The sequence below is a fragment of the Rhodococcus opacus genome (assembly GCF_012396235.1).
Taxonomy (GTDB): Bacteria; Actinomycetota; Actinomycetes; order Mycobacteriales; family Mycobacteriaceae; genus Rhodococcus_F; species Rhodococcus_F opacus.
Genome location: NZ_JAAXPA010000003.1, coordinates 46,206 through 64,679, shown reverse-complemented (window position 1 = coordinate 64,679; position 18,474 = coordinate 46,206). Strand labels below are relative to the sequence as shown.

The 18,474-nt window shown below is 67.5% G+C and carries 18 protein-coding genes; 9 read left to right on the top strand and 9 right to left on the bottom strand.

The window, feature by feature from the left end; translation table 11 throughout:
- Nucleotides 1–8: 8 nt before the first annotated feature.
- Nucleotides 9–719, bottom strand: coding sequence for a peptide-methionine (S)-S-oxide reductase MsrA (gene msrA, locus HGB39_RS04350; protein WP_043787771.1), 711 nt, complete (start codon nt 717–719; stop codon nt 9–11).
- The gene (locus HGB39_RS04345) at nt 679–1,872 is read right to left on the bottom strand and encodes an acyltransferase family protein (protein WP_051055367.1); all 1,194 of its coding nucleotides are present in this window, start codon (nt 1,870–1,872) and stop codon (nt 679–681) included. The genes msrA and HGB39_RS04345 overlap by 41 nt, the downstream gene beginning before the upstream one ends.
- 258 nt (nt 1,873–2,130) lie before the next feature.
- Here HGB39_RS04345 and HGB39_RS04340 point away from each other — a divergent pair, with 258 nt between their 5' ends.
- Nucleotides 2,131–2,754 carry a superoxide dismutase gene (locus HGB39_RS04340; protein ID WP_005260485.1) on the top strand — a complete coding sequence of 208 codons (624 nt, stop codon included), beginning with the start codon at nt 2,131–2,133 and terminating at the stop codon, nt 2,752–2,754.
- 116 nt (nt 2,755–2,870) lie between these two features.
- The gene (locus HGB39_RS04335) at nt 2,871–4,310 is read left to right on the top strand and encodes an amidase (protein WP_005562566.1); all 1,440 of its coding nucleotides are present in this window, start codon (nt 2,871–2,873) and stop codon (nt 4,308–4,310) included.
- Between the two features lie 3 nt (nt 4,311–4,313).
- Here the strand turns inward: HGB39_RS04335 and HGB39_RS04330 are convergent, their stop codons facing one another.
- From HGB39_RS04330 to HGB39_RS04315, 4 genes are all read right to left on the bottom strand, one after another.
- Nucleotides 4,314–5,663 (bottom strand): YhgE/Pip domain-containing protein, encoded by a 1,350-nt coding sequence (locus HGB39_RS04330; protein ID WP_005562568.1) that lies wholly within the window; start codon nt 5,661–5,663, stop codon nt 4,314–4,316.
- A 65-nt stretch (nt 5,664–5,728) separates the two neighbouring features.
- Nucleotides 5,729–7,204, bottom strand: coding sequence for a CotH kinase family protein (locus HGB39_RS04325; protein ID WP_005562570.1), 1,476 nt, complete (start codon nt 7,202–7,204; stop codon nt 5,729–5,731).
- Nucleotides 7,204–7,881 carry a DUF4956 domain-containing protein gene (locus tag HGB39_RS04320; RefSeq protein ID WP_005562572.1) on the bottom strand — a complete coding sequence of 226 codons (678 nt, stop codon included), beginning with the start codon at nt 7,879–7,881 and terminating at the stop codon, nt 7,204–7,206. The genes HGB39_RS04325 and HGB39_RS04320 overlap by 1 nt, the downstream gene beginning before the upstream one ends.
- Nucleotides 7,878–8,732, bottom strand: a complete 855-nt coding sequence (locus tag HGB39_RS04315; protein ID WP_005562573.1) for a polyphosphate polymerase domain-containing protein — start codon at nt 8,730–8,732, stop codon at nt 7,878–7,880. Before HGB39_RS04315 ends, HGB39_RS04320 begins: the two co-directional genes overlap by 4 nt.
- Before the next feature lie 256 nt (nt 8,733–8,988).
- Here HGB39_RS04315 and HGB39_RS04310 point away from each other — a divergent pair, with 256 nt between their 5' ends.
- From HGB39_RS04310 to HGB39_RS04290, 5 genes are all read left to right on the top strand, one after another.
- On the top strand, nt 8,989–9,516 hold the full coding sequence (locus tag HGB39_RS04310; RefSeq protein WP_005248897.1) for a hypothetical protein: 528 nt from the start codon (nt 8,989–8,991) through the stop codon (nt 9,514–9,516).
- A 276-nt stretch (nt 9,517–9,792) separates the two neighbouring features.
- On the top strand, nt 9,793–10,503 hold the full coding sequence (locus tag HGB39_RS04305) for a TMEM165/GDT1 family protein (protein WP_005562577.1): 711 nt from the start codon (nt 9,793–9,795) through the stop codon (nt 10,501–10,503).
- 82 nt (nt 10,504–10,585) lie between these two features.
- Nucleotides 10,586–12,262 (top strand): NAD(P)/FAD-dependent oxidoreductase, encoded by a 1,677-nt coding sequence (locus tag HGB39_RS04300; RefSeq protein WP_043787779.1) that lies wholly within the window; start codon nt 10,586–10,588, stop codon nt 12,260–12,262.
- A 13-nt stretch (nt 12,263–12,275) separates the two neighbouring features.
- Nucleotides 12,276–13,724, top strand: coding sequence for an ATP-binding protein (locus HGB39_RS04295; protein ID WP_005260494.1), 1,449 nt, complete (start codon nt 12,276–12,278; stop codon nt 13,722–13,724).
- Nucleotides 13,717–14,064 (top strand): UBP-type zinc finger domain-containing protein, encoded by a 348-nt coding sequence (locus tag HGB39_RS04290; RefSeq protein ID WP_005562580.1) that lies wholly within the window; start codon nt 13,717–13,719, stop codon nt 14,062–14,064. Before HGB39_RS04295 ends, HGB39_RS04290 begins: the two co-directional genes overlap by 8 nt.
- Nucleotides 14,065–14,073: 9 nt before the next feature.
- Here the strand turns inward: HGB39_RS04290 and HGB39_RS04285 are convergent, their stop codons facing one another.
- Nucleotides 14,074–14,421, bottom strand: coding sequence for a hypothetical protein (locus tag HGB39_RS04285; protein WP_005562582.1), 348 nt, complete (start codon nt 14,419–14,421; stop codon nt 14,074–14,076).
- Nucleotides 14,422–14,594: 173 nt separating this feature from the next.
- Here HGB39_RS04285 and HGB39_RS04280 point away from each other — a divergent pair, with 173 nt between their 5' ends.
- On the top strand, nt 14,595–15,362 hold the full coding sequence (locus HGB39_RS04280; RefSeq protein ID WP_005562584.1) for an SDR family NAD(P)-dependent oxidoreductase: 768 nt from the start codon (nt 14,595–14,597) through the stop codon (nt 15,360–15,362).
- 88 nt (nt 15,363–15,450) lie between these two features.
- Nucleotides 15,451–16,080, top strand: a complete 630-nt coding sequence (locus tag HGB39_RS04275) for a class I SAM-dependent methyltransferase (protein ID WP_005562585.1) — start codon at nt 15,451–15,453, stop codon at nt 16,078–16,080.
- Nucleotides 16,081–16,104: 24 nt separating this feature from the next.
- Here the strand turns inward: HGB39_RS04275 and HGB39_RS04270 are convergent, their stop codons facing one another.
- Together HGB39_RS04270 and HGB39_RS04265 are read right to left on the bottom strand one after the other, a co-directional pair.
- A complete protein-coding gene (locus HGB39_RS04270; RefSeq protein WP_005562587.1) occupies nt 16,105–16,779 on the bottom strand; it encodes a YoaK family protein in 675 nt (224 codons plus the stop codon).
- A gap of 37 nt (nt 16,780–16,816) precedes the next feature.
- Nucleotides 16,817–18,373: a TM0106 family RecB-like putative nuclease gene (locus HGB39_RS04265; RefSeq protein WP_005560935.1), complete on the bottom strand. Its 1,557-nt coding sequence runs from the start codon at nt 18,371–18,373 to the stop codon at nt 16,817–16,819.
- Between the last annotated feature and the right edge of the window lie 101 nt (nt 18,374–18,474).

The following is an 18,474-nucleotide window of genomic DNA, read 5'->3' as shown; positions in this document are numbered from 1 at the left end:
ACCGGGGGCTACGAGGGCGGCAGGATGTCGGTCTGCGCCGGCACCTCGTCCTGCTTCAGCAGCCCGACCGGGCAGCTGACGCCGGTGGCGTGCACGGGGCAGTAACCGCCGGGGTTCTTCGCGAGGTACTGCTGGTGGTAGTCCTCGGCGTAGTAGAACTGCGTGAGCGGGGCGATCTCCGTGGTGATCGCCCCGTATCCGGCTTCGGCGAGCCTCTTCTCGAACGCCTCACCGGTGGCCTCGGCGATCTCCACCTGCTGTTCGTCGATCGTGTAGATGGCCGAACGGTACTGCGTTCCCTGGTCGTTGCCCTGCCGCATGCCCTGCGTGGGGTCGTGGTTCTCCCAGAACTCCTTGAGGATCTCGGCGTACGAGATCACCTTCGGATCGAAGACCACGAGCACGACCTCGGTGTGTCCGGTGCGACCGGAGCACGTCTCCTCGTAGGTGGGGTTGGGCGTGTAGCCGCCGGCGTATCCCACCGCGGTGGTGTAGACGCCGTCGAGTTGCCAGAACTCCTTCTCCGCGCCCCAGAAACATCCCATGCCCAGCACCGCCGTCTGCATGCCCTCGGGGAACGGGGGTTGCAGGGGGCGACCGTTGACGAAGTGCGTCGCCGGAACGGGAATCGGCTGACTGCGACCGGGGAGGGCATCCTCAGCGGTGACCATCACGGATTTAGCGGCTGCTCGACCCAGAAGCTCGTCGTACCAAGACATGATTCGATGCTACGCGCGGTGCCGGAGTGGTCTCCTGGGCGAGCGCCGAGTGCGCCCGCATCCGCTCGACGCGCGCGGTCACCCACCCCGTGGCGGGGACCTCCACCCACCGGTACAGCGCCTCCGACACCAGCGCCGTCACCACGAGGAATGCGATCACCGCCCCGGTCTCGCCGAACGAGCCGACCGTGTGCTCGTACACGCGGTAGAGGATCAGCGTGTGGACGAGGTAGATCGCGTAACTGCGCGTCGCGGTCCAGCGCACGACGGCCCAGTGCGCCGCGGGACCGTCGTATCGGCCCACCAGCACGACGCACGCGGTGACGACGGCGAACGTCCAGAGGTAGTGATCGCCCGCCCAGTACACGCGGAAGTCGGTGGCGAGGCGGATGACCTCGACCTGGGCCAGACCGGCGACGACGACCCACCGGCAGTCCGCGAGCCGCGCCCAGCCGAGGTAGATGATCTGCCCGAGGAACACGGCGGGCAGCGTCGCGGCGATCTTGGAGAGCATCGGGACCGTGTACGGCTGCGGCGCGTACAGGTTGTAGAGCAGGATCAGCGCGCAGAGCGCGGCACCGGCCATCGGCATCGCGATGGGCAGGGTGCGCAGAACGGGGCGCGCGGCCACGCAGGCGAAGTAGAAGAAGATCTGCACGGCGAGGGTCCACGTGACCCCGAGAACCGCCACCTCGGGTTTGAGGAAGAAACCGCCGAGCACGAAACTCAGGGCGGCGTCGACATTCGACACCCCGTCCTGGCCGCTGAACATGCCGTTGATGCCGAGGCGGACCAGCACGATCGCGGCGAGAACGGCCACCCAGAATGCGGGCAGGATTCGTCCGAGCCGGTTGACCAGAAATTGTCCGGGCTCGTGACGAATGGCCGAACGGGTGATCAACACCCCGGTCAGCATCATGAAGACGGCGACCCCGAGAAAGGACAGATGCTGGTTGAGACCGCCCCGCTCGACGAGGATTTGGTAGACGACGTCGATGAACCACCATCCGGTTCCGAGGTCGTCGATCAGATAGAACGAAATGTGCGAGTAGATCACGGCCAGAACTGCGAAAAAGCGGAGCAGGTTCGCGCCCGTGAGCTCCACACGCGGCGCGGCCGCGTGCGAATCTGCAACAGGTATCAGCGAAGGCATCGCGTCAGCTTAAGGTTCCGTTCACCGCTCGGACGAATTCTCACGACATCCAGTGTCACCGCGACAGCCTTTTTTCGGGTGCCCGAACTTTCCTGTGCGGGAATTGCCCCCGGGAGACCCGGTGTTGCGGAGGGTGTACCAATGAGATTGGGTATATACCCGAGAACGGTTTAGAGAAGGCGGGTGTGTGACGCGTGATCACACGAAGTCTGCACCCGGAAGAATCAGGGCTCGCACGCCCACAAAGAAGGGACCCTCGTGTCTGAATACACGCTGCCGGAACTCCCCTACGACTACGCAGCTCTCGAGCCGCACATCTCCGGCAAGATCATGGAACTGCACCACGACAAGCACCACGCGACCTACGTGAAGGCCGCCAACACCGCCCTCGAGAAGATGGCCGAGGCCCGTGAGGACGGCACGATCGCCGACAAGGCGCTCCTTCTCTCCCGCAACCTCGCCTTCAACCTCGGTGGCCACACCAACCACTCCATCTTCTGGAAGAACCTGTCCCCGAACGGCGGCGACAAGCCCACCGGCGACCTGGCTGCCGCCATCGACGACCAGTTCGGGTCCTTCGACAAGTTCCAGGCCCACTTCACCGGTGTCGCTACCACCATCCAGGGCTCCGGATGGGCTCTGCTCGGCTACGACACCATCGGCCAGCGCCTGGTGATCGAGCAGATGACGGACCAGCACGGCAACATCACCGCCGCGATCATTCCCGTCGTCATGCTCGACATGTGGGAGCACGCCTTCTACCTCGACTACCAGAACGTGAAGCCGGACTACGTCAAGGCTTGGTGGAACATCGTGAACTGGGCGGACGCACAGGAGCGCTTCGACCGTGCCCGCACCCAGGGTGCCGGCCTCATCGGCTAGTCACACTCCTCGTTCCCGAGCGCACAGAACGCCGTCATCGGCGCTTCTGTGCGCTCGTGCTCGTTTCGGGTCCGGAATTCCTTCCGAGCAGGCCGAGCGTCCAATAGGCTTCGGAAGTGACCGAGTTCAGCAATCCCGCCCGGGACGACACCGTCGTCCACGCCTTCCGTGACGACGCGCTCGGCGACCTCGACGCCACCGGCCTCGCGGCACGGATCGCTGCCGGGGAGGTGTCGGTCCGCGAGGTAACAGAGGCGGCGATCGCACGCGCCGAGTCGGTCGGGCCCGCACTGAACGCCCTGGCGTTCGCCGACTTCGACCGTGCGCTGACGGAGGCGGACCGCCCGCACGAGGGTGTCTTCGCGGGAGTGCCGACCGTCGTCAAGGACAACGTCGACGTCGCCGGCCTGCCCACGCAGCACGGCAGCGTCGCCTTCGCCGCGCAGCCCGCCCGGGTCGACAGCGACTTCGTCACGCAGTACCTGTCCACAGGTGTTCTCTCGCTGGGGAAGAGCCGGCTCCCCGAGTTCGGGTTCAGCGCGTCCACCGAGTTCATGGACGCCGCGGCCGTGCACAATCCGTGGAATCTCGCGTTCTCGCCGGGCGCGTCCTCGGGTGGTTCGGCCGCACTCGTCGCTTCGGGTGTCGTGCCGATCGCGCACGCCAACGACGGTGGCGGATCCATCCGCATACCCGCGGCCGCGTGTGGGCTCGTCGGCCTGAAACCGTCCCGCGGGCGGACGGTCCCCGACGCCATGGACAAGACGCTGCCGATCCGGATCATCGCGCAGGGCGCCGTCACCCGCTCGGTGCGGGACACCGCACGGTGGATGGCGGCCGCCGAACGCTACTACCGCAATCCGGCACTGCCACCCATCCGGTTGGTCGAGGGGCCGAGCAGCACCCGGCTGAAGGTCGGGGTGGTGGTCGACTCGGTCACCGTGTCCCGCACGGGCGACGAGACCCGCAAGTCGGTCCACGCGACCGCCGATCTGCTGGCGGACCTCGGGCATCACGTCGAGGAGTGCCCGATGCCGGTGAACTCCTCGTTCGTCGAGGACTTCTGCATCTACTGGGGGTTCCTGTCGTTCGTCATCTCCAGCAACGGCAAGCGGATGCTCGGACCGGACTTCGACCGCGACGCCACGGACAATCTGACGCGCGGACTCGCCGCGATGTACCGCAAGAACATCGCGAAGACTCCCCGGGTGCTCTACCGGTTGCGGCGCACGTACCGTGAGTACGCGCAGATCTTCCAGAAGTACGACGTGATCCTGTCGCCCACCCTGGCCCACACGACGCCGGAGCTCGGATATCTTTCGCCGACACAGAGTTTCGAGGAGTTGTTCGACAAGTTGATCGCCTACACGGCGTTCACGCCGTTGAACAACGCGTCGGGCGGACCGGCCATCTCGCTGCCGATGCACGAGACGTCCCGCGGCCTGCCGCTGGCGTCGCACTTCTCCGCCGACCACGGCGACGAGCGGACTCTGCTCGAGCTGGCGTTCGAGCTCGAGCAGGCCACGCCGTGGCGTCGTATCCAGGACGCCCGCTGACGGTCAGGCCCTGCGCCGCAAACCCATCCACACGATGGCGCCCGCCAGCAGCACGGTCGTGATCCCGAACCCGACGGCGAGGTGCTCGGCGGTGAGGATCGGCGACGGCGCGGACAGTGTGCGGGTCACCGCGACCGGTTCGGCGAGCACCGTCGCCAACTGGTTCTGCTGAGCCGCCGTGCGCACCGGCATCGCCGCGACACCGTTGTTGAGGTCGGTGGACAGCTGTCCGGATAACATCTTCAGCTTTGCGAACCCGTCGACGATCTGCGAGGTGGCGCCTTCGAGCATCTCCGGTGCCTGATCGGCGATCGGGACGATGCCGTCGTTCAGTTGCTGCGCCCCGCTGCTCAGCTGATTGCTGGCGTCGGTCAGCTGACCCATCGCGACACGGACGAGTTCGCCCAGATCCGTGTCGGGGCCGACGCCTCCGCCCAGCAGACCGGGCACCGAACCCAGCTGCGAGGAGAACAGACCGAGGTCGGCACTGACCTGACGGAGCGACGGGACCACGTCCGATGCAACGGGAGTGGCGTCGAGAACGCGGATCGCCTCGTCGATTCTGGTACGCATCCGGGTGGCGCTGTCGTTCGCCTCGCCCAGCGTCAGTCCCAGCGCGCTCAACCGGTCCGCGAGATCGTTGGCCGTCCCCGACGTCTGGTCGACCACGCCCGCCACCTGGTCGGCGACGCCCAGCAGTTGCACCGAGCCGGAACGCGCCGTCTCGAGATACGGGAGCAGAGTGTCGGCGCCCTCCGTGAGCTGTTGCGCCGCATCGTCCGCCGCGGCCGTCCCGGCCGCGAGGAACCCGGCCGTCATTCCCGCCTGCTGGAACCGCGACCGCGACGAGGACATGTCCGCCAGCAGATCCGTGATGCCGTCCGCGCCGATCTGGGAGGACACCACTCCGGAGAGTTCCTCGGACGCACCGGTGTCGGAACCTGCGACGTCGAGGTCGAGGGTCGCCTGCCGCGGCTTCGCGCCCCACACCGAGGACACCGCCTCGCTGAAGTCCTCGGGCACGGTCACCGTGGCGAACCAGTCGCCGCCCGCCGCCGCGTCCGCGTCGACCACCTGCCAGTCGAAGGCCTCGTTCGCCTCGAGCTTGTCGATCAGGGTGTCGCTCGCACGCACCGGTTTTCCGTCCACGGTCGCGCCGGCGTCGGTGTTGACGATCGCCACGGTCCGGCTGCCTGCCGCGCTGTCACCGAGGAACAGGTAACCGAGTCCCCCCGCGGACGCCAAAACCGAGCCGGCAAGGGCGGCCGCGGCGACGCGCCGCGAAGTGAGGACCTTTCGCGTCGACTCGGTTCGGGCGTGATTCGCGGAGTTCCGTGCGCGCTCAGAGGTCATTCCGGTGAGGATAGGTGGCATTCGTAGCGGCAGATTGTGACGATTCTGAGGATTCTCTGAGACCTCTACCCGGCGACGATCACCTCGTTCGCGGCCAGCGCGTCCGCGCGGGCCTGCAACCGCGCACGCAGGATCTCGACTTCCGATGTGAGTTTCTCGGCGCCGAGCCCGTCGGACAGCGGTACGGCCCGCGCGATCTCGTCGAGGATCTCGACCGCCCGGCCACTGCCGAACAGTTGCCGGTAGAGATCGCGGTACGCGTCCTCGTAGACGCTCGTGAACGCCTCCGAGGCCAGGAACCGCTCCTTCAGCGCGTTCCCGCCACCTCCGCCGGGCATGCCACCACCGGGCCCGGCGGCGCCTGGATCTGCACCGCCCGGCCTTGCTCCGCCGCCCATCCCGATCGAGTCGTGCGGGCCCGCATCACTGTTGCCGCTCAGCGCGAGGTTGAGATCCCAGGACACGACGGAGATCTTCTTCGTCTCGAGGTCGTACCAGAGGTAGTAGTTCTTGCCCGGGCCCGCCATGTCGTCGCTGTTGACCAGCAGATTCTGGGTCGCGACGTACCGGGCGAAGGATTCGACGTCCACCCGGTCGGCGAGTTCGGCGTCGAACTGCTCGTCGGACGCACCGTCCAGCCATTTCAGTAACGAGATGATCGGCTGCAGATCCTGCGAGCCTTCCGCGTTGATCTGGTCGAACTGCTCCGCGTAGGTGGTCTGATCGTCGCCCTGATACGTGAAACTCGAGTTGGCGTCGGCCTTGTAGAGGACGCCGTCGCTGTCGAACAACGAGTTCGCATACCCCTCGTCCGGGTGCTCGAGAACGAGCCGGGTCTGCGTCGGCGACCCGTTCACGGAGTACGTGGTGTAGGCGTATCGCTGGGTGGGCTGGCCGGATTCGGCGGTCGACGACAGTGACACCGCCTCGTTCAGCACGGGCGAACCCGGCCGGACCGACAGCTGTGTCATCCCCTGGTACGCCCGCCCCGCCACGTACTTGTCGAAGTTGATCAGCAGCGGCAGCGACGCCGGGTCCTCGGCCGACAGCGTGACCATGCCGCCCGGCCCGCCTTCGCCCCTGCCCTCCGGCATCGCCGTTCCCACCGGAGGTTCCATCCCTTCCGGGATACCGCGTTTCCCGCCGCCGGGACCGCCGGTGCCGCGGAGCCCCATCAGGGTCGAGTTGCCCTTCAGCCGCACCCCGACGTCCGTGACGAGGGTGCCGTCGATCGTGATGTCGGCGGTGATCCACTTCTTCTCGCCCTCGTCCCGGTAGGCGGCGATCATGTCGTCGTAATCGGACTGCGAGAACTCGATACTCACGTCGTGTGCCGTCCCCGCGTCGAAGAAATCGACCGACCCGGCAACGTTCTCGGTGATGCGGGAGGCGATCACCGTCGTGTCACCGGTGATGTACGGACGCACCCGGGCCTGACCGAACACGCCGACCGTCACCGCCACCAACGCGAGGAAGGCGGCGAGGATCTTCCAGTGCCGGCGGACCGGGATCGGCAGCCGGTGAACGAGTCTGCGGCGCATCAGATGTCGGTTTGGTCGTAACCGGTGAGAACGGTGACCCGCTGGCCGGTGTTGACCCCACTGAGCGCCGAGATGAGTTCCGCCGGTTTCCGGCCCGACTTCAGCTGCGCCGTGTAGTACAGCTCGGTGAGCGCACCCGACCGCACCGACTCCGTGCTCACCAACTCGAACTCCTTCGTGTAGTCGATCAGCACGTCCTCCACGAGGGCGGTGTAGCCCGACTCGGGCGGAACCTGCACCTTCACCACCTGCCGCTGCACGTCCAGCTTGAACATGTTGAACCGGCTCATCAGGACGAGCACGAGGCAGATCGCGACGGTGGCGGCGACGGCCAGCACGTAGAACCGGGTGCCCGTCGTCATGCCGATGGCCATCACCAGGAAGATGAACCCGACGTCGCGAGTTTCCTTGATCGCGTTGCGGAATCGCACCACCGACAGCGCGCCCACGAGCGCGAACGCGCGGGCGATGTTGGAACCCACCACCAGCATGATCAGGGTGATCACCATGCCGACCATCACGAGGGTCTGCACGTAGGACTGGCTGTAGGAGACGTTCTTGTGCGTCAGGCGATAGACGTATCCGATGATCGCCGACAACACGAACGACAACGCGAGCGAGACGACGATGTCGAACGTCGAGAACGTTCCACTGAGATCCTGGAGATCGAAATTCATGACAGGGTTCCTGTTTTCGCGAGGGTGCGGCCACGGTCGGCCGGGGCCGGGAAGAGCTCGTCGGGGATGTGCATGCGGGATCGGGGCGCAAGCCCGAAGGCCTCCACGCTCTGGCAGTACTTCGAAACCCGGACCACCGACATGTCCAGTCGCGCGGTGAGATCAGTGACCCAGTAGGGCACCCGCTCGTTGGCCTTGATCTCGACGATGCACAGGTGCGGCGGAATGATGAAGCGGTTCTCCGCCGGCGCCGCGAAGTCGAAGTCGCGGTCGCGACCGTGCACCCGATGGTCGATCGTGACGCGCAGGCCCAGATCGGCCCCCGTACCGACGAACGCTTCACGCAGGTACCCGGTGGTGACGGTCGGGCACAGGTCGAGGTTGCCGACGAGCGTCGTCACCTCGTTCACGAACGGCCCGGCCGAGACGTCGTGGTCGATCGGCTGTCGTGCGTCGCACAACCGCATGGCATGCGAGTACGGCAGCTGGATCCGGCGTTTCTGGGTGACCCGATTGACGCGCTGCTTGATCTCCACGTAGACGGGGGTCACCCCGGTGGCCTCCGCGGGAGGCCCGTACAGCCGCACCCGCAGTTTGCGGCGAAACTTCAGGCCCTCGATCTTCTCCCAGTAGAAGCGCAGATTCTGGGTGTCGTAGTACAGGCTGGTCACAGGGTATCCGCCCACCGGCGAGAATTCGTCGGACGCCATGTGCCCCGAGAGCGCTTCGCGAAGGCGTGGAACGTCCGACTCGTGGGCGAGGTACTTGATCTCGTATCTGTTGAACGCGTGCAGCGCGCTGGCGGTCTTCAGGTATCCGGACGCTTCCGGTTCGGGCGCGGACGATCCCATACTTTTCAGCCTTTCGTCGGTGGGCTCTCCCACCTCAGCCGCCGCACCTCGAGTAAACCTGCAGTAAAGCTGGCAGTTTTCTGTACGGCGGACCGTCAGATGCCGTTCATCCGCACCGACACCTGTGTTCACCTGCGGCAGTTAGCACTCCCCTGCTCTTGTGTGCCAGGCACTGTCGGGCGCATTCTTCAAGTACCCAACGAGGTGTGCAGAACCAGTCGTGTTCGCAGCGTGTCATCACACCGAGGAGGCAGAGATGAACAGGGACGGCTACATCGGCATCTCGCCCTTCCAGGCCGCGGGTACCTTGCGGGGATTCGTCATTTCCGGGCGCTGGCCCGACACCACCAAGGAATGGGCCCAGTTGCTCGCGCTCGCCGTGCGGGTGGCGTGCGTTCCGGGGCTGCTCCACACCACGACCGTCTTCGGCGCGCACGAGGACCTGCCCGAGGAGCCCGAGCCCGAGACCGTCGGCCTCGTGGTGGCCGAGGGCACAGTTCTCGGGGAGTTCGCGCTCGCTCCCGGTCGCTTCGCGGATCATCAGCCGCCGGCGCTGATGATGCTGCACCCGCCGTCCGAGACGACCCCGTCGCTGCCGGAGTGCGCGGGCGCCGCGTCGGGCTGCGTCCTGCTCCCCGGTCTCCCCCACCTGGGGTTGGAACACCGGGCGGCGTGGGTGGAGGCGGAGGCGGACGGAACGGTGACGTCCATGGTCAGCCGGGTGGGCATCGACCCGATCAGCGATCCCGACACTGCCGTTTTGGCCATGCTACTGGCCTCGTGAGGGTACCCGAAGTTTCTGCGGTCGGTGTACCAAACTTATTGCCGCCTTTGCCTTTTCGGATAAGTCACGCTAGCGTTACGGGCATCGAAGGGGAGTAGCCCCCAATCGCCTGTGTCGACATACTGGCTCGTTGCTTCACCGCACCGGACCCGGCCTGGCGAACCGCCGCCGGATCACCCGGCGCCGGTGGGCGAGACCTTCGGCCGGACAGACGTACCCGCGTCTGCCAGGCCGGAGGAATCCACCCGTCATCCTCCGACCGACCACTGGAGGAGGATGCCCGTGCTGACCGCCGCACTGCTGAGCTTCGGCGTGATCTTCGTCGCCGAACTGGGAGACAAATCCCAGCTGATGGCGATGACGTTCGCCCTGCGCTACCGCTGGTGGGTCGTGATCGCCGGCATCACCGTCGCGACCACCGTGGTCCATCTGGTGTCCGTCGCCGTCGGCCACTACCTCGGTGTCGCGCTCCCGACCGCGGCGATCAGCATCGTCGGTGGTGTGGCCTTCCTGATCTTCGGTGCGTGGACGCTGCGCGGCGACGATCTCAGCGACGACGAGCAACTCAAGGCGGGCCGAGCCACCCGCTCGGCGTTCCTGGCCGTCACGTCCGCCTTCTTCCTCGCCGAACTCGGCGACAAGACGATGCTCGCCACCATCACGCTCGCCACCGACCACGACACCATCGGGGTGTGGATCGGCTCGACCGTCGGCATGGTCGCGGCCGACGCCCTGGCCATCGTCGTCGGCGCCGTGCTGGGTAAGCATCTGCCCGAGAGTGTCATCCGCATCGGCGCGGCCGTTCTGTTCTTCGCGTTCGGCATCTGGTTGCTGCTCGAGGGCCTGCTCCCCGGCAACGTGGCGGGCCCGATCGCCGGCGCCGCCGTCGTCGTTCTGGCGCTGGCCGGTGCGGCCGGTCGTGCAGTGTGGTCACGGCGCCGCCGCGGGGCCGCGGCAGAGCCCGAACAGATGCAGCACCAGGACTGAGCCCGGTCGACAAAGACGCCCCCTCGGGCAATACTCGAAAGCCTTGGAGTACCTCGCAGTTCTCACGGACGAGAGGGCGTGTGTGAACCATCCCGTAGCGAGCGGCAAGCCTGCGATTCTCACCGTCGACGACGATCCCGGTGTGTCGCGCGCCGTCGCCCGCGATCTGCGGCGCCGATACGGCGAGAAGTACCGGATCATCCGCGCCGAATCCGGCGAGTCCGCACTCGACGCGATGAAGCAGATGAAGCTGCGCGGGGATCCCGTCGCGGCGATCCTGGCGGACTACCGGATGCCGGCGATGAGCGGGATCGAGTTCCTCGAGAAGGCGATGGACCTGTATCCGGTCGCGCGGCGGGTGCTGCTCACGGCCTACGCCGACACGGACGCGGCCATCGAGGCGATCAACGTCATCGACCTCGACCACTACCTGCTCAAGCCGTGGGACCCGCCGGAGGAGAAGCTGTACCCGGTGGTCGACGCCCTGCTCGAGGCGTGGGCGTCATCGGATCATCACCCCGCCGAAGAGACGAAGGTCGTGGGTCATCGCTGGGCGGCGCGGTCCTCGGAGGTGCGCGAGTTCCTGGCCCGCAACCAGCTGTCGTACCGCTGGTACATGTCGGACGAGCCGGAGGGCGGGCGGCTGCTCAACGCCGCCGGCGAGGACGGCCGGCGACTGCCCGTGGTGATCTGCTCCGACGGCGAATGCCTGGTGGAGCCGTCGGATACCGAACTGGGACGGCATCTCGGACTCCGGACCGACCCGTCCGAGAATTTCTACGACCTCGTCGTCGTCGGCGGCGGACCGGCCGGCCTGGGCGCAGCCGTGTACGGCGCCTCGGAGGGTCTGCGCACCGCCCTGATCGAACGGACCGCGACCGGCGGGCAGGCGGGTCAGAGTTCCCGCATCGAGAACTACCTCGGTTTCCCCGACGGCGTGTCCGGCGCGCAGCTCGCCGAGCGGGCCCGCAGGCAGGCCACCCGATTCGGGGCCGAATTGATCACCACCCGCGACGTCGTCGCTCTCGAGATCAACGGATCGGCACGGACCGTCCGTTTCGCGGACGGCGACACCATCGACGCGCACACGGTGATCCTGGCGACCGGGGTCTCCTACCGGCGTCATCCCGCGCCCGGAGTCGACGACCTCACCGGTCGCGGCGTCTACTACGGTTCCGCCGTTACCGAGGCCGCCCGCTGCACCGACCAGGACGTCTACATCGTCGGCGGCGCCAACTCCGCCGGACAGGCGGCGGTGTACCTGTCGCGGGGCGCCCGGTCGGTCACCATCGTCGTGCGGGCGCAGTCGCTCGAGGATTCGATGTCGTACTACCTCGTCCAGCAGATCGAACGGAACCCGCGCATCCGCGTCCGGCCGTGCACGGAGGTGATCGGCGTCGAGGGCGAGGGTCACCTCGAGAAGGTCCGGCTGCGCAACAACGCGACCGGCGACGAGGAGACCGTCGACGCCGGGTTCCTGTTCCTGTTCATCGGCGCGGCCCCGCGGACCGAGTGGCTCGACGGCGTCGTCGCGCGGGACGAGAACGGGTTCGTCGTGTCCGGACCCGACCTCGTCGTCGACGGGAAACCACCGAGCGGATGGCCCCTCGACCGTCTCCCCCACCACCTCGAGACGAGCGTCCCGGGGATCTTCGCGGCGGGTGACGTGCGCTCCGAATCGGCGAAGCGGGTGGCGTCGGCGGTCGGGGAAGGCGCCATGGCCGTCATGCTCGTCCACCGCTACATCGGCCAACCGTGACCAGGGGCAGACCATGACGCAACTCCCGTGCAATCCCCCCGAGCTGAGGACGTTGTTCCTCTTCGAGAAGCTCACCGACCACCAGCTCGAGCAGCTGTGCGAGAAGGGGCACGTCGAGCTGATCGAACCCGGCCCGGTATTCGCGGAGGGTGAGATCGCGACGTGCTTCTACGTGCTGATCGAAGGCGAGCTCGTGCTGAGCAAGCTGTCGGGCGGCGAGGAGATCGAGTTCAGCCGGACGTCCCAGCGCGGCGTGTACTCCGGGGCCTGGCAGTCGTACCTCGGTGACCGCGCTCCCCAGACGTACACCGCGTCGATGCGCGTCACCGCCCCGTCGAGGTTCTTCGTCCTCGACGCCGACCGTTTCGGGCAGCTGATGCGCGAGTGGTTCCCGATGGCCGTGCACCTGCTGGAGGGGCTGTTCTTCGGCAACCAGAACGCGAAGCAGGTCGTCGATCAGCGGGAACGCCTCCTCGCGCTGGGGTCGCTGTCGGCGGGGCTCACGCACGAACTCAACAACCCGGCGGCCGCCGCGGTCCGGGCGACGGCGTCGCTGCGCGACCGGGTGTCGCACATGCGGCAGAAGCTGAGCGTGATCGCCTCGGGCGTGTACGACCGGCAGGCGCTGGCCACGTTGATCCGGTTGCAGGAGGAGACCGCCGAACTGGTCGCGAAGGCGCCGACGCTGACCCCGCTCGAAGCGTCCGACCGCGAGGACGAACTCGGCGACTGGTTCGACGACCACGGCGTCTCCGGGGGCTGGGACCTGGCGCCCACGTTCGTGCAGGCGGGTCTCGACGTGCCGTGGCTCGAGCGGATCGTCGCCAGCGTCGACGACGAATCGATGGTCGAGAGTGCGATCCGCTGGCTCAACTACACCATCGAGACCGAATTGCTGATGAACGAGATCGCCGACTCGACCGCCCGGGTCTCCACGCTCGTGAACGCCGCGAAGCAGTACTCGCAGATGGACCGCGCCCCGTACCAGCGCGTCGATCTGCGGGAACTGCTCGACAGCTCGCTGGTGATGCTCGGCCGCAAGATCGGCGACTCCGTCACGGTGGTGAAGGAGTACGACCCGACCTTGCCGCAGATCCCGGCGTACGCCGCGGAACTCAACCAGGTGTGGACGAACCTCATCGACAACGCCGTCGCCGCCATGGACGGCCGCGGCACCCTCACCGTCCGCACCCGGCGCGACGGCGACATGGCCCTCATCGAGATCGGCGACACCGGACCGGGTGTGCCCGAAGAGATCCGGTCGCGCATCTTCGAACCGTTCTTCACCACGAAACCGGTGGGCGAGGGAACCGGGCTCGGCCTCGACATCTCGTGGCGCATCGTCGTGAAGAAACACCGCGGCGACCTGCGTGTGGAGTCCGAGCCGGGCGACACCCGGTTCCAGGTCCGAATTCCGATCGAACCCGAAGTCGCAGCAGCAGAAGGAGCCTCAGATGGGTGAGCTGGAGGGAATCGACCCGAGCGTGCCGCCGAGTGGAGACGGATGCGCCGAGTGCGACAGCGCCGGCGGGTGGTGGGTCCACCTGCGCCGCTGCGCACAGTGCGGTCACATCGGTTGCTGCGACTCCTCCCCCGAACAGCACGCCACCAAGCACGCCGCCGACACCGGCCACCCCGTCGTGCGGAGCTTCGAGCCGGGCGAGAACTGGTTCTGGAACTACGCCACCGAGACGGCCTTCGAAGGCCCCGAACTCGCCCCGCCGCACCATCGTCCGATCGACCAGACCGTCCCCGGCCCCGGCTCCCGGGTTCCGCCGAACTGGCAGGCCTACATTCACTGACTCGAGCAGTCAGAGTCGCCCGAGGCGGTGTGCCGTCGCTGCGTCCTGCTCGTCGTACCGGGCCAGCGCCGCTTCGAACGTCGCCTTCAGATCCAGCGCGTAACGCTCGTGCGCCGCGAACGTCCCCGCCGCCGAGTTCTCGACCGCGACACCCGGGCCGCCGATCGCCGTCGCCCGGAACCGCGCAGCCAGTTCCGCCGCCGACCGCAGATGGGTTTCGCCGAGACCGAAGCTCTCGGGCGCGAGTTCACGATGCGCTCGCTCTCGCAGGTCCTGCATGTCGGCCGCCAACACCTCGCACGCGGCGATGCACCGCACCAACGCGTCGCGGTCCACTTCGAGCCGGTCCTCGCTCATCCGTCCCCCTACGGTCGCCCTGCGCGCGTCCCCTGATCCGCGCGAGAAGACAAACTACCCGCTCCCCCGCCCGTGACGCTTCCCTCACCTCTGCTGTCACACCGAGCGGGCGTTATGGTGCAGGTCACCAGGGTCGGCCAACGGAGGTCGCCGGGAAAGTAAGGATGCGAACTGTGGAAATTCAGGGAACCGCCGCACTGGTCACCGGAGCAGCCTCGGGCCTCGGCGCCGCCACCGCCAAGCGTCTCGCCGACGCCGGAGCCACCGTGTTCGGACTCGACCTGCAGCAGTCCATCGAGCGCGCCGGCGACAACGTCCCCGACGGCGTGACCCTCCTCGCCACCGACGTCACCAGCGGTGACGAGGTCCAGGCCGCGATCGAGAAGATCGTCGAATCGGGTCTGCCGCTGCGCATCGTCGTCAACTGCGCCGGCGTCGGCTGGGCCGGGCGCATCCTGTCGAAGAAGGGCCCCCACGACCTCGAACTGTTCCGCACCGTCATCACGGTCAACCTGCTCGGCACGTTCAACGTCATGCGCCTCGCCGCCGACGCCATCGCCAAGACCGACACCGTCGACGAGTCCGGGCAGCGCGGCGTCATCATCAACACCGCATCCGTCGCCGCGTTCGAGGGCCAGATCGGGCAGATCGCGTACTCCGCGTCCAAGGGTGGTGTGCACGGCATGACGGTCCCGGCCGCCCGCGACCTCGCGCAGTTCGGCATCCGCGTCAACACCATCGCCCCCGGCATCATCGACACCCCGATGCTCGCCGGCGTCACCGACGAATACCGCAAGGGCCTCGAAGCCGGCGTCCCGTTCCCCTCGCGCCTCGGTCAGCCCGCCGAATACGCCCAGCTCGCTCAGATGATCGTCGAACACGACTACCTCAACGGTGAGACCATTCGTATGGACGGCGCTCTGCGCATGGCGCCGCGGTAGGCGGCTCCGCCGCCCGTGCGTGGTTAACGAGTCTCTGGACTCTTCAACCGCGCACGGGGCGCGAAGCGCCCTTCGCTGGGAGGTGGGCATGGGTTTCTACTCGGACCGGATCGTTCCGCGGCTCGTCGACATCAGTTGCGGGATGAAGTTCACGGAGCCGACGCGGCGACGCGTCTGCGCCGGTCTGCACGGGCGCGTGGTGGAAATCGGATTCGGGTCGGGTCTCAACGTCCCGTTCTACCCGGCCGCCGTCGACTCGGTGAGCGCCGTCGACCCCGCCGACCTCGGCTGGAAGCTGGCGCGCAAGCGGGTGGCGGCGTCGACGACACCGGTCGAGCGGTCCGGTCTGGACGGCCAGTCACTCCCCTTCCCGGACAACAGTTTCGACACCGCACTGTCCACATGGACGATGTGCACCATCCCGGACGTCGACGCCGCACTCCGGGAGGTCCGGCGTGTCCTGAAACCGGGCGGCACACTGCATTTCGTCGAGCACGGTCTCGCCCCGGACGCAAACGTCCAGCGGTGGCAGCGCCGGCTCGAACCGATCCAGAAGGCCGTCGCCGGTGGTTGCCACCTCACCCGCGACATTCCCACCCTGGTGACGAACGCCGGATTCGACGTCCAGGACCTCGACCGGTTCTACGAGACGTCCGCGCCGAAGATCGTCGGCGCCTATTCCCTCGGAGTCGCGGCTTCGCCGCCCGTTCGTGCCTGACGAGTCCAGGGACTCGTCAACCGCTCACAGGCGGCGGCGCCGCCTGTCGTCGATGTAGAACAGCACGAGGGCTCCGCACAGGAGGGCGGCGGGGATCCAGGCGGCGGCTCCGCCGAAGTAGCGAGTGGCGAACGCCCCGACGACGGCGCCACCGGCGAAGCTGCTGACGATGGCGGCGTACACGCGGGTGTGCTGGCGCGATTCGGGGACCTTCTCGATGAATCCGGCGTACGCCGATTCGGTGAAACGCATGAGGTTGCCGGTGGTGGCGACAGCGATGTACGACAGCGACCCGATGGTGCGGAACAGTCCGAACTGCATCGCCGCGACGAACGCGATCGGAACGGTGACCAGTGCGTTGGGCACGTTTGCGGGAACGAACGCGACCGCGACGAGGACGACGATCTGCGCGACCATGGCGATCCGGATCGGGTGGTCGAAGACGCTGTGGGCGAGTTCGCCCTTGAGCAGATGCGCGAACGCGACACCGACGATGAACGCGAGGATCGGCCACAGGTGGGCCCGTGCGGCGTGGAAGTGACGCTCCGACAGGTCGATGGCCATGAGGATGACGTTGCCGGTCTGGGCGTTCGCGAAGACGCCGCCGCGACTGATGTAGGTGTAGGCGTCGAGGAAGCCGCCCGCGGCGGTGAGGAGCAGAGCGAACCGCAGCGTCGTGGATGTCTTCGGCACCTCCACCTGACCACCCCTACCGAATCGGGCCCTGCCTTGCAGCCTAGAGGTCGGACGCGAGCGGGATCTCCTTCTCGGCCCGATCCGACATCCATTCGCGCAGTACTTTCGTCGCGATGACGTCGTCCTCGTTGTATTGCAGCAGTCGTTCGCGCTGGGTGAGGTCGGGTTCGCCGTCGTAGCCGACGGCTTCGCGGTACCAGCTCATCGACGCTTCACCGCTGGCGTCGGCGTCGCGCCACCGGAATCCGGCGACCGGGGCGATCTTCTTGAGTCCCTTGCCGCCCGGGCAGATGAACTGGTCGCTGATCGCCTGGTAGATGTCGACCCATTGTGGGCTGTCGATGAATTCCCGGATCTCGGCCTCGGTGGGGATGCCGGGTGCCCCGGCGAACCGGCGGGCGGAGTCCAGCAACCACTTGTCCTCCGCGGACCGCGAATAGCAGTACGCGGCGAAGGTTCTGCCGCTCAGCGCCGCCGCTTCCCGCTCGGCCATCAGCCACGTCCAGAATTCGGCGAACGACCGCGCCTCGTCCTGCGTCGGCACCGGGTCCCAGCTGACGAACGGCCGGTACGCCGACACCCCGTCCACGTTGAGCAGCGTGCCCCACAGGTAAGCGCCGTGTTCCTGGTAGCTCTCCATGTCGACGTCGACCTCGACGTCCGCGCGCGTCACCCGGATCTCGGGGAACCGTCGCACCAGCGGCGCTCCCGCGAGCCACGCCTTGGCGGTGACGACGGCGTCCTCGAACGCGCCGTGCGGCCAGTCCTCGAGCGGTTCGCGGTCCCACGCCGCGAGGTCGTCGATGGTGTGGCAGCCCGCGTCGCGCAGCATGTCGGCGCGCGAACCGGTGGCCACCAGGCTCACGTCGTGTGTCTGGGTCAGCTGCTCCTCGCACCCGGGCCACCACGGGCAGGAACGGCATTCACCGATCCTGGACGGCACGGTCGCCGATTCCCCGCGGGCGACGGCGAGCCGGTCGGCGAAGCGTTCATCGTAGTCGTCGAGGATCGTGGTGAGGTCGTGCACGAAGATGACGTCGGAGCCGTAGCCGATCGCGCCCGCCACCAGCGCCGGACTCGCGAGCCCGTGCCGTTCGAGCATCCGGTACACCTGCGCGACGCGCATCTGGTCGCGGACCTGACCGCGCGGCTTCCGCGTCGCGTCCTCCCGCGGTTGCCACTCGAACATGTCCGACGTCACGGCGCCGCGGCCAGGATCGGTGACCTTGTGATTGACGACGATCACGGGGATGTACCCGCCGTGGTCCTCGTCACGGATGAGGATCTCGCAGCGCGCCCTCCGGCCGGCGTCCCGGTCGAGCGGGAGCACGGCTCCCCAGATGCGGTCCGCGCCTGCCTCGCACGCGGCCACCGTGTCCTCGGCTCGCCGGCGCAGGCTCTGCTCGGTGTCGATCTGCACCCACCGTTGCGGTGCATGCTCGGTGAGGATCCGCCGGACGTCTTCGCGCTTGGCGGCGGCGGCGTCCTGACGCTGGCGGACGCCCGGGTCCTCGGGCGCGGCCGCCAGTTGTTCGGGGAACGCCGCGTCGAGGTGCACCCGGTGGCGGCACCGCGTCAGTGCGCTGGCATCGATCACCGTCCCCGACGCCTTTCCGGGAGAGGCGTCGGGTTCTGATTGCTGACCGATATGGGAACACACGATGACGAAGATTATGTGCTCCCCTAGGCTGATCCCGA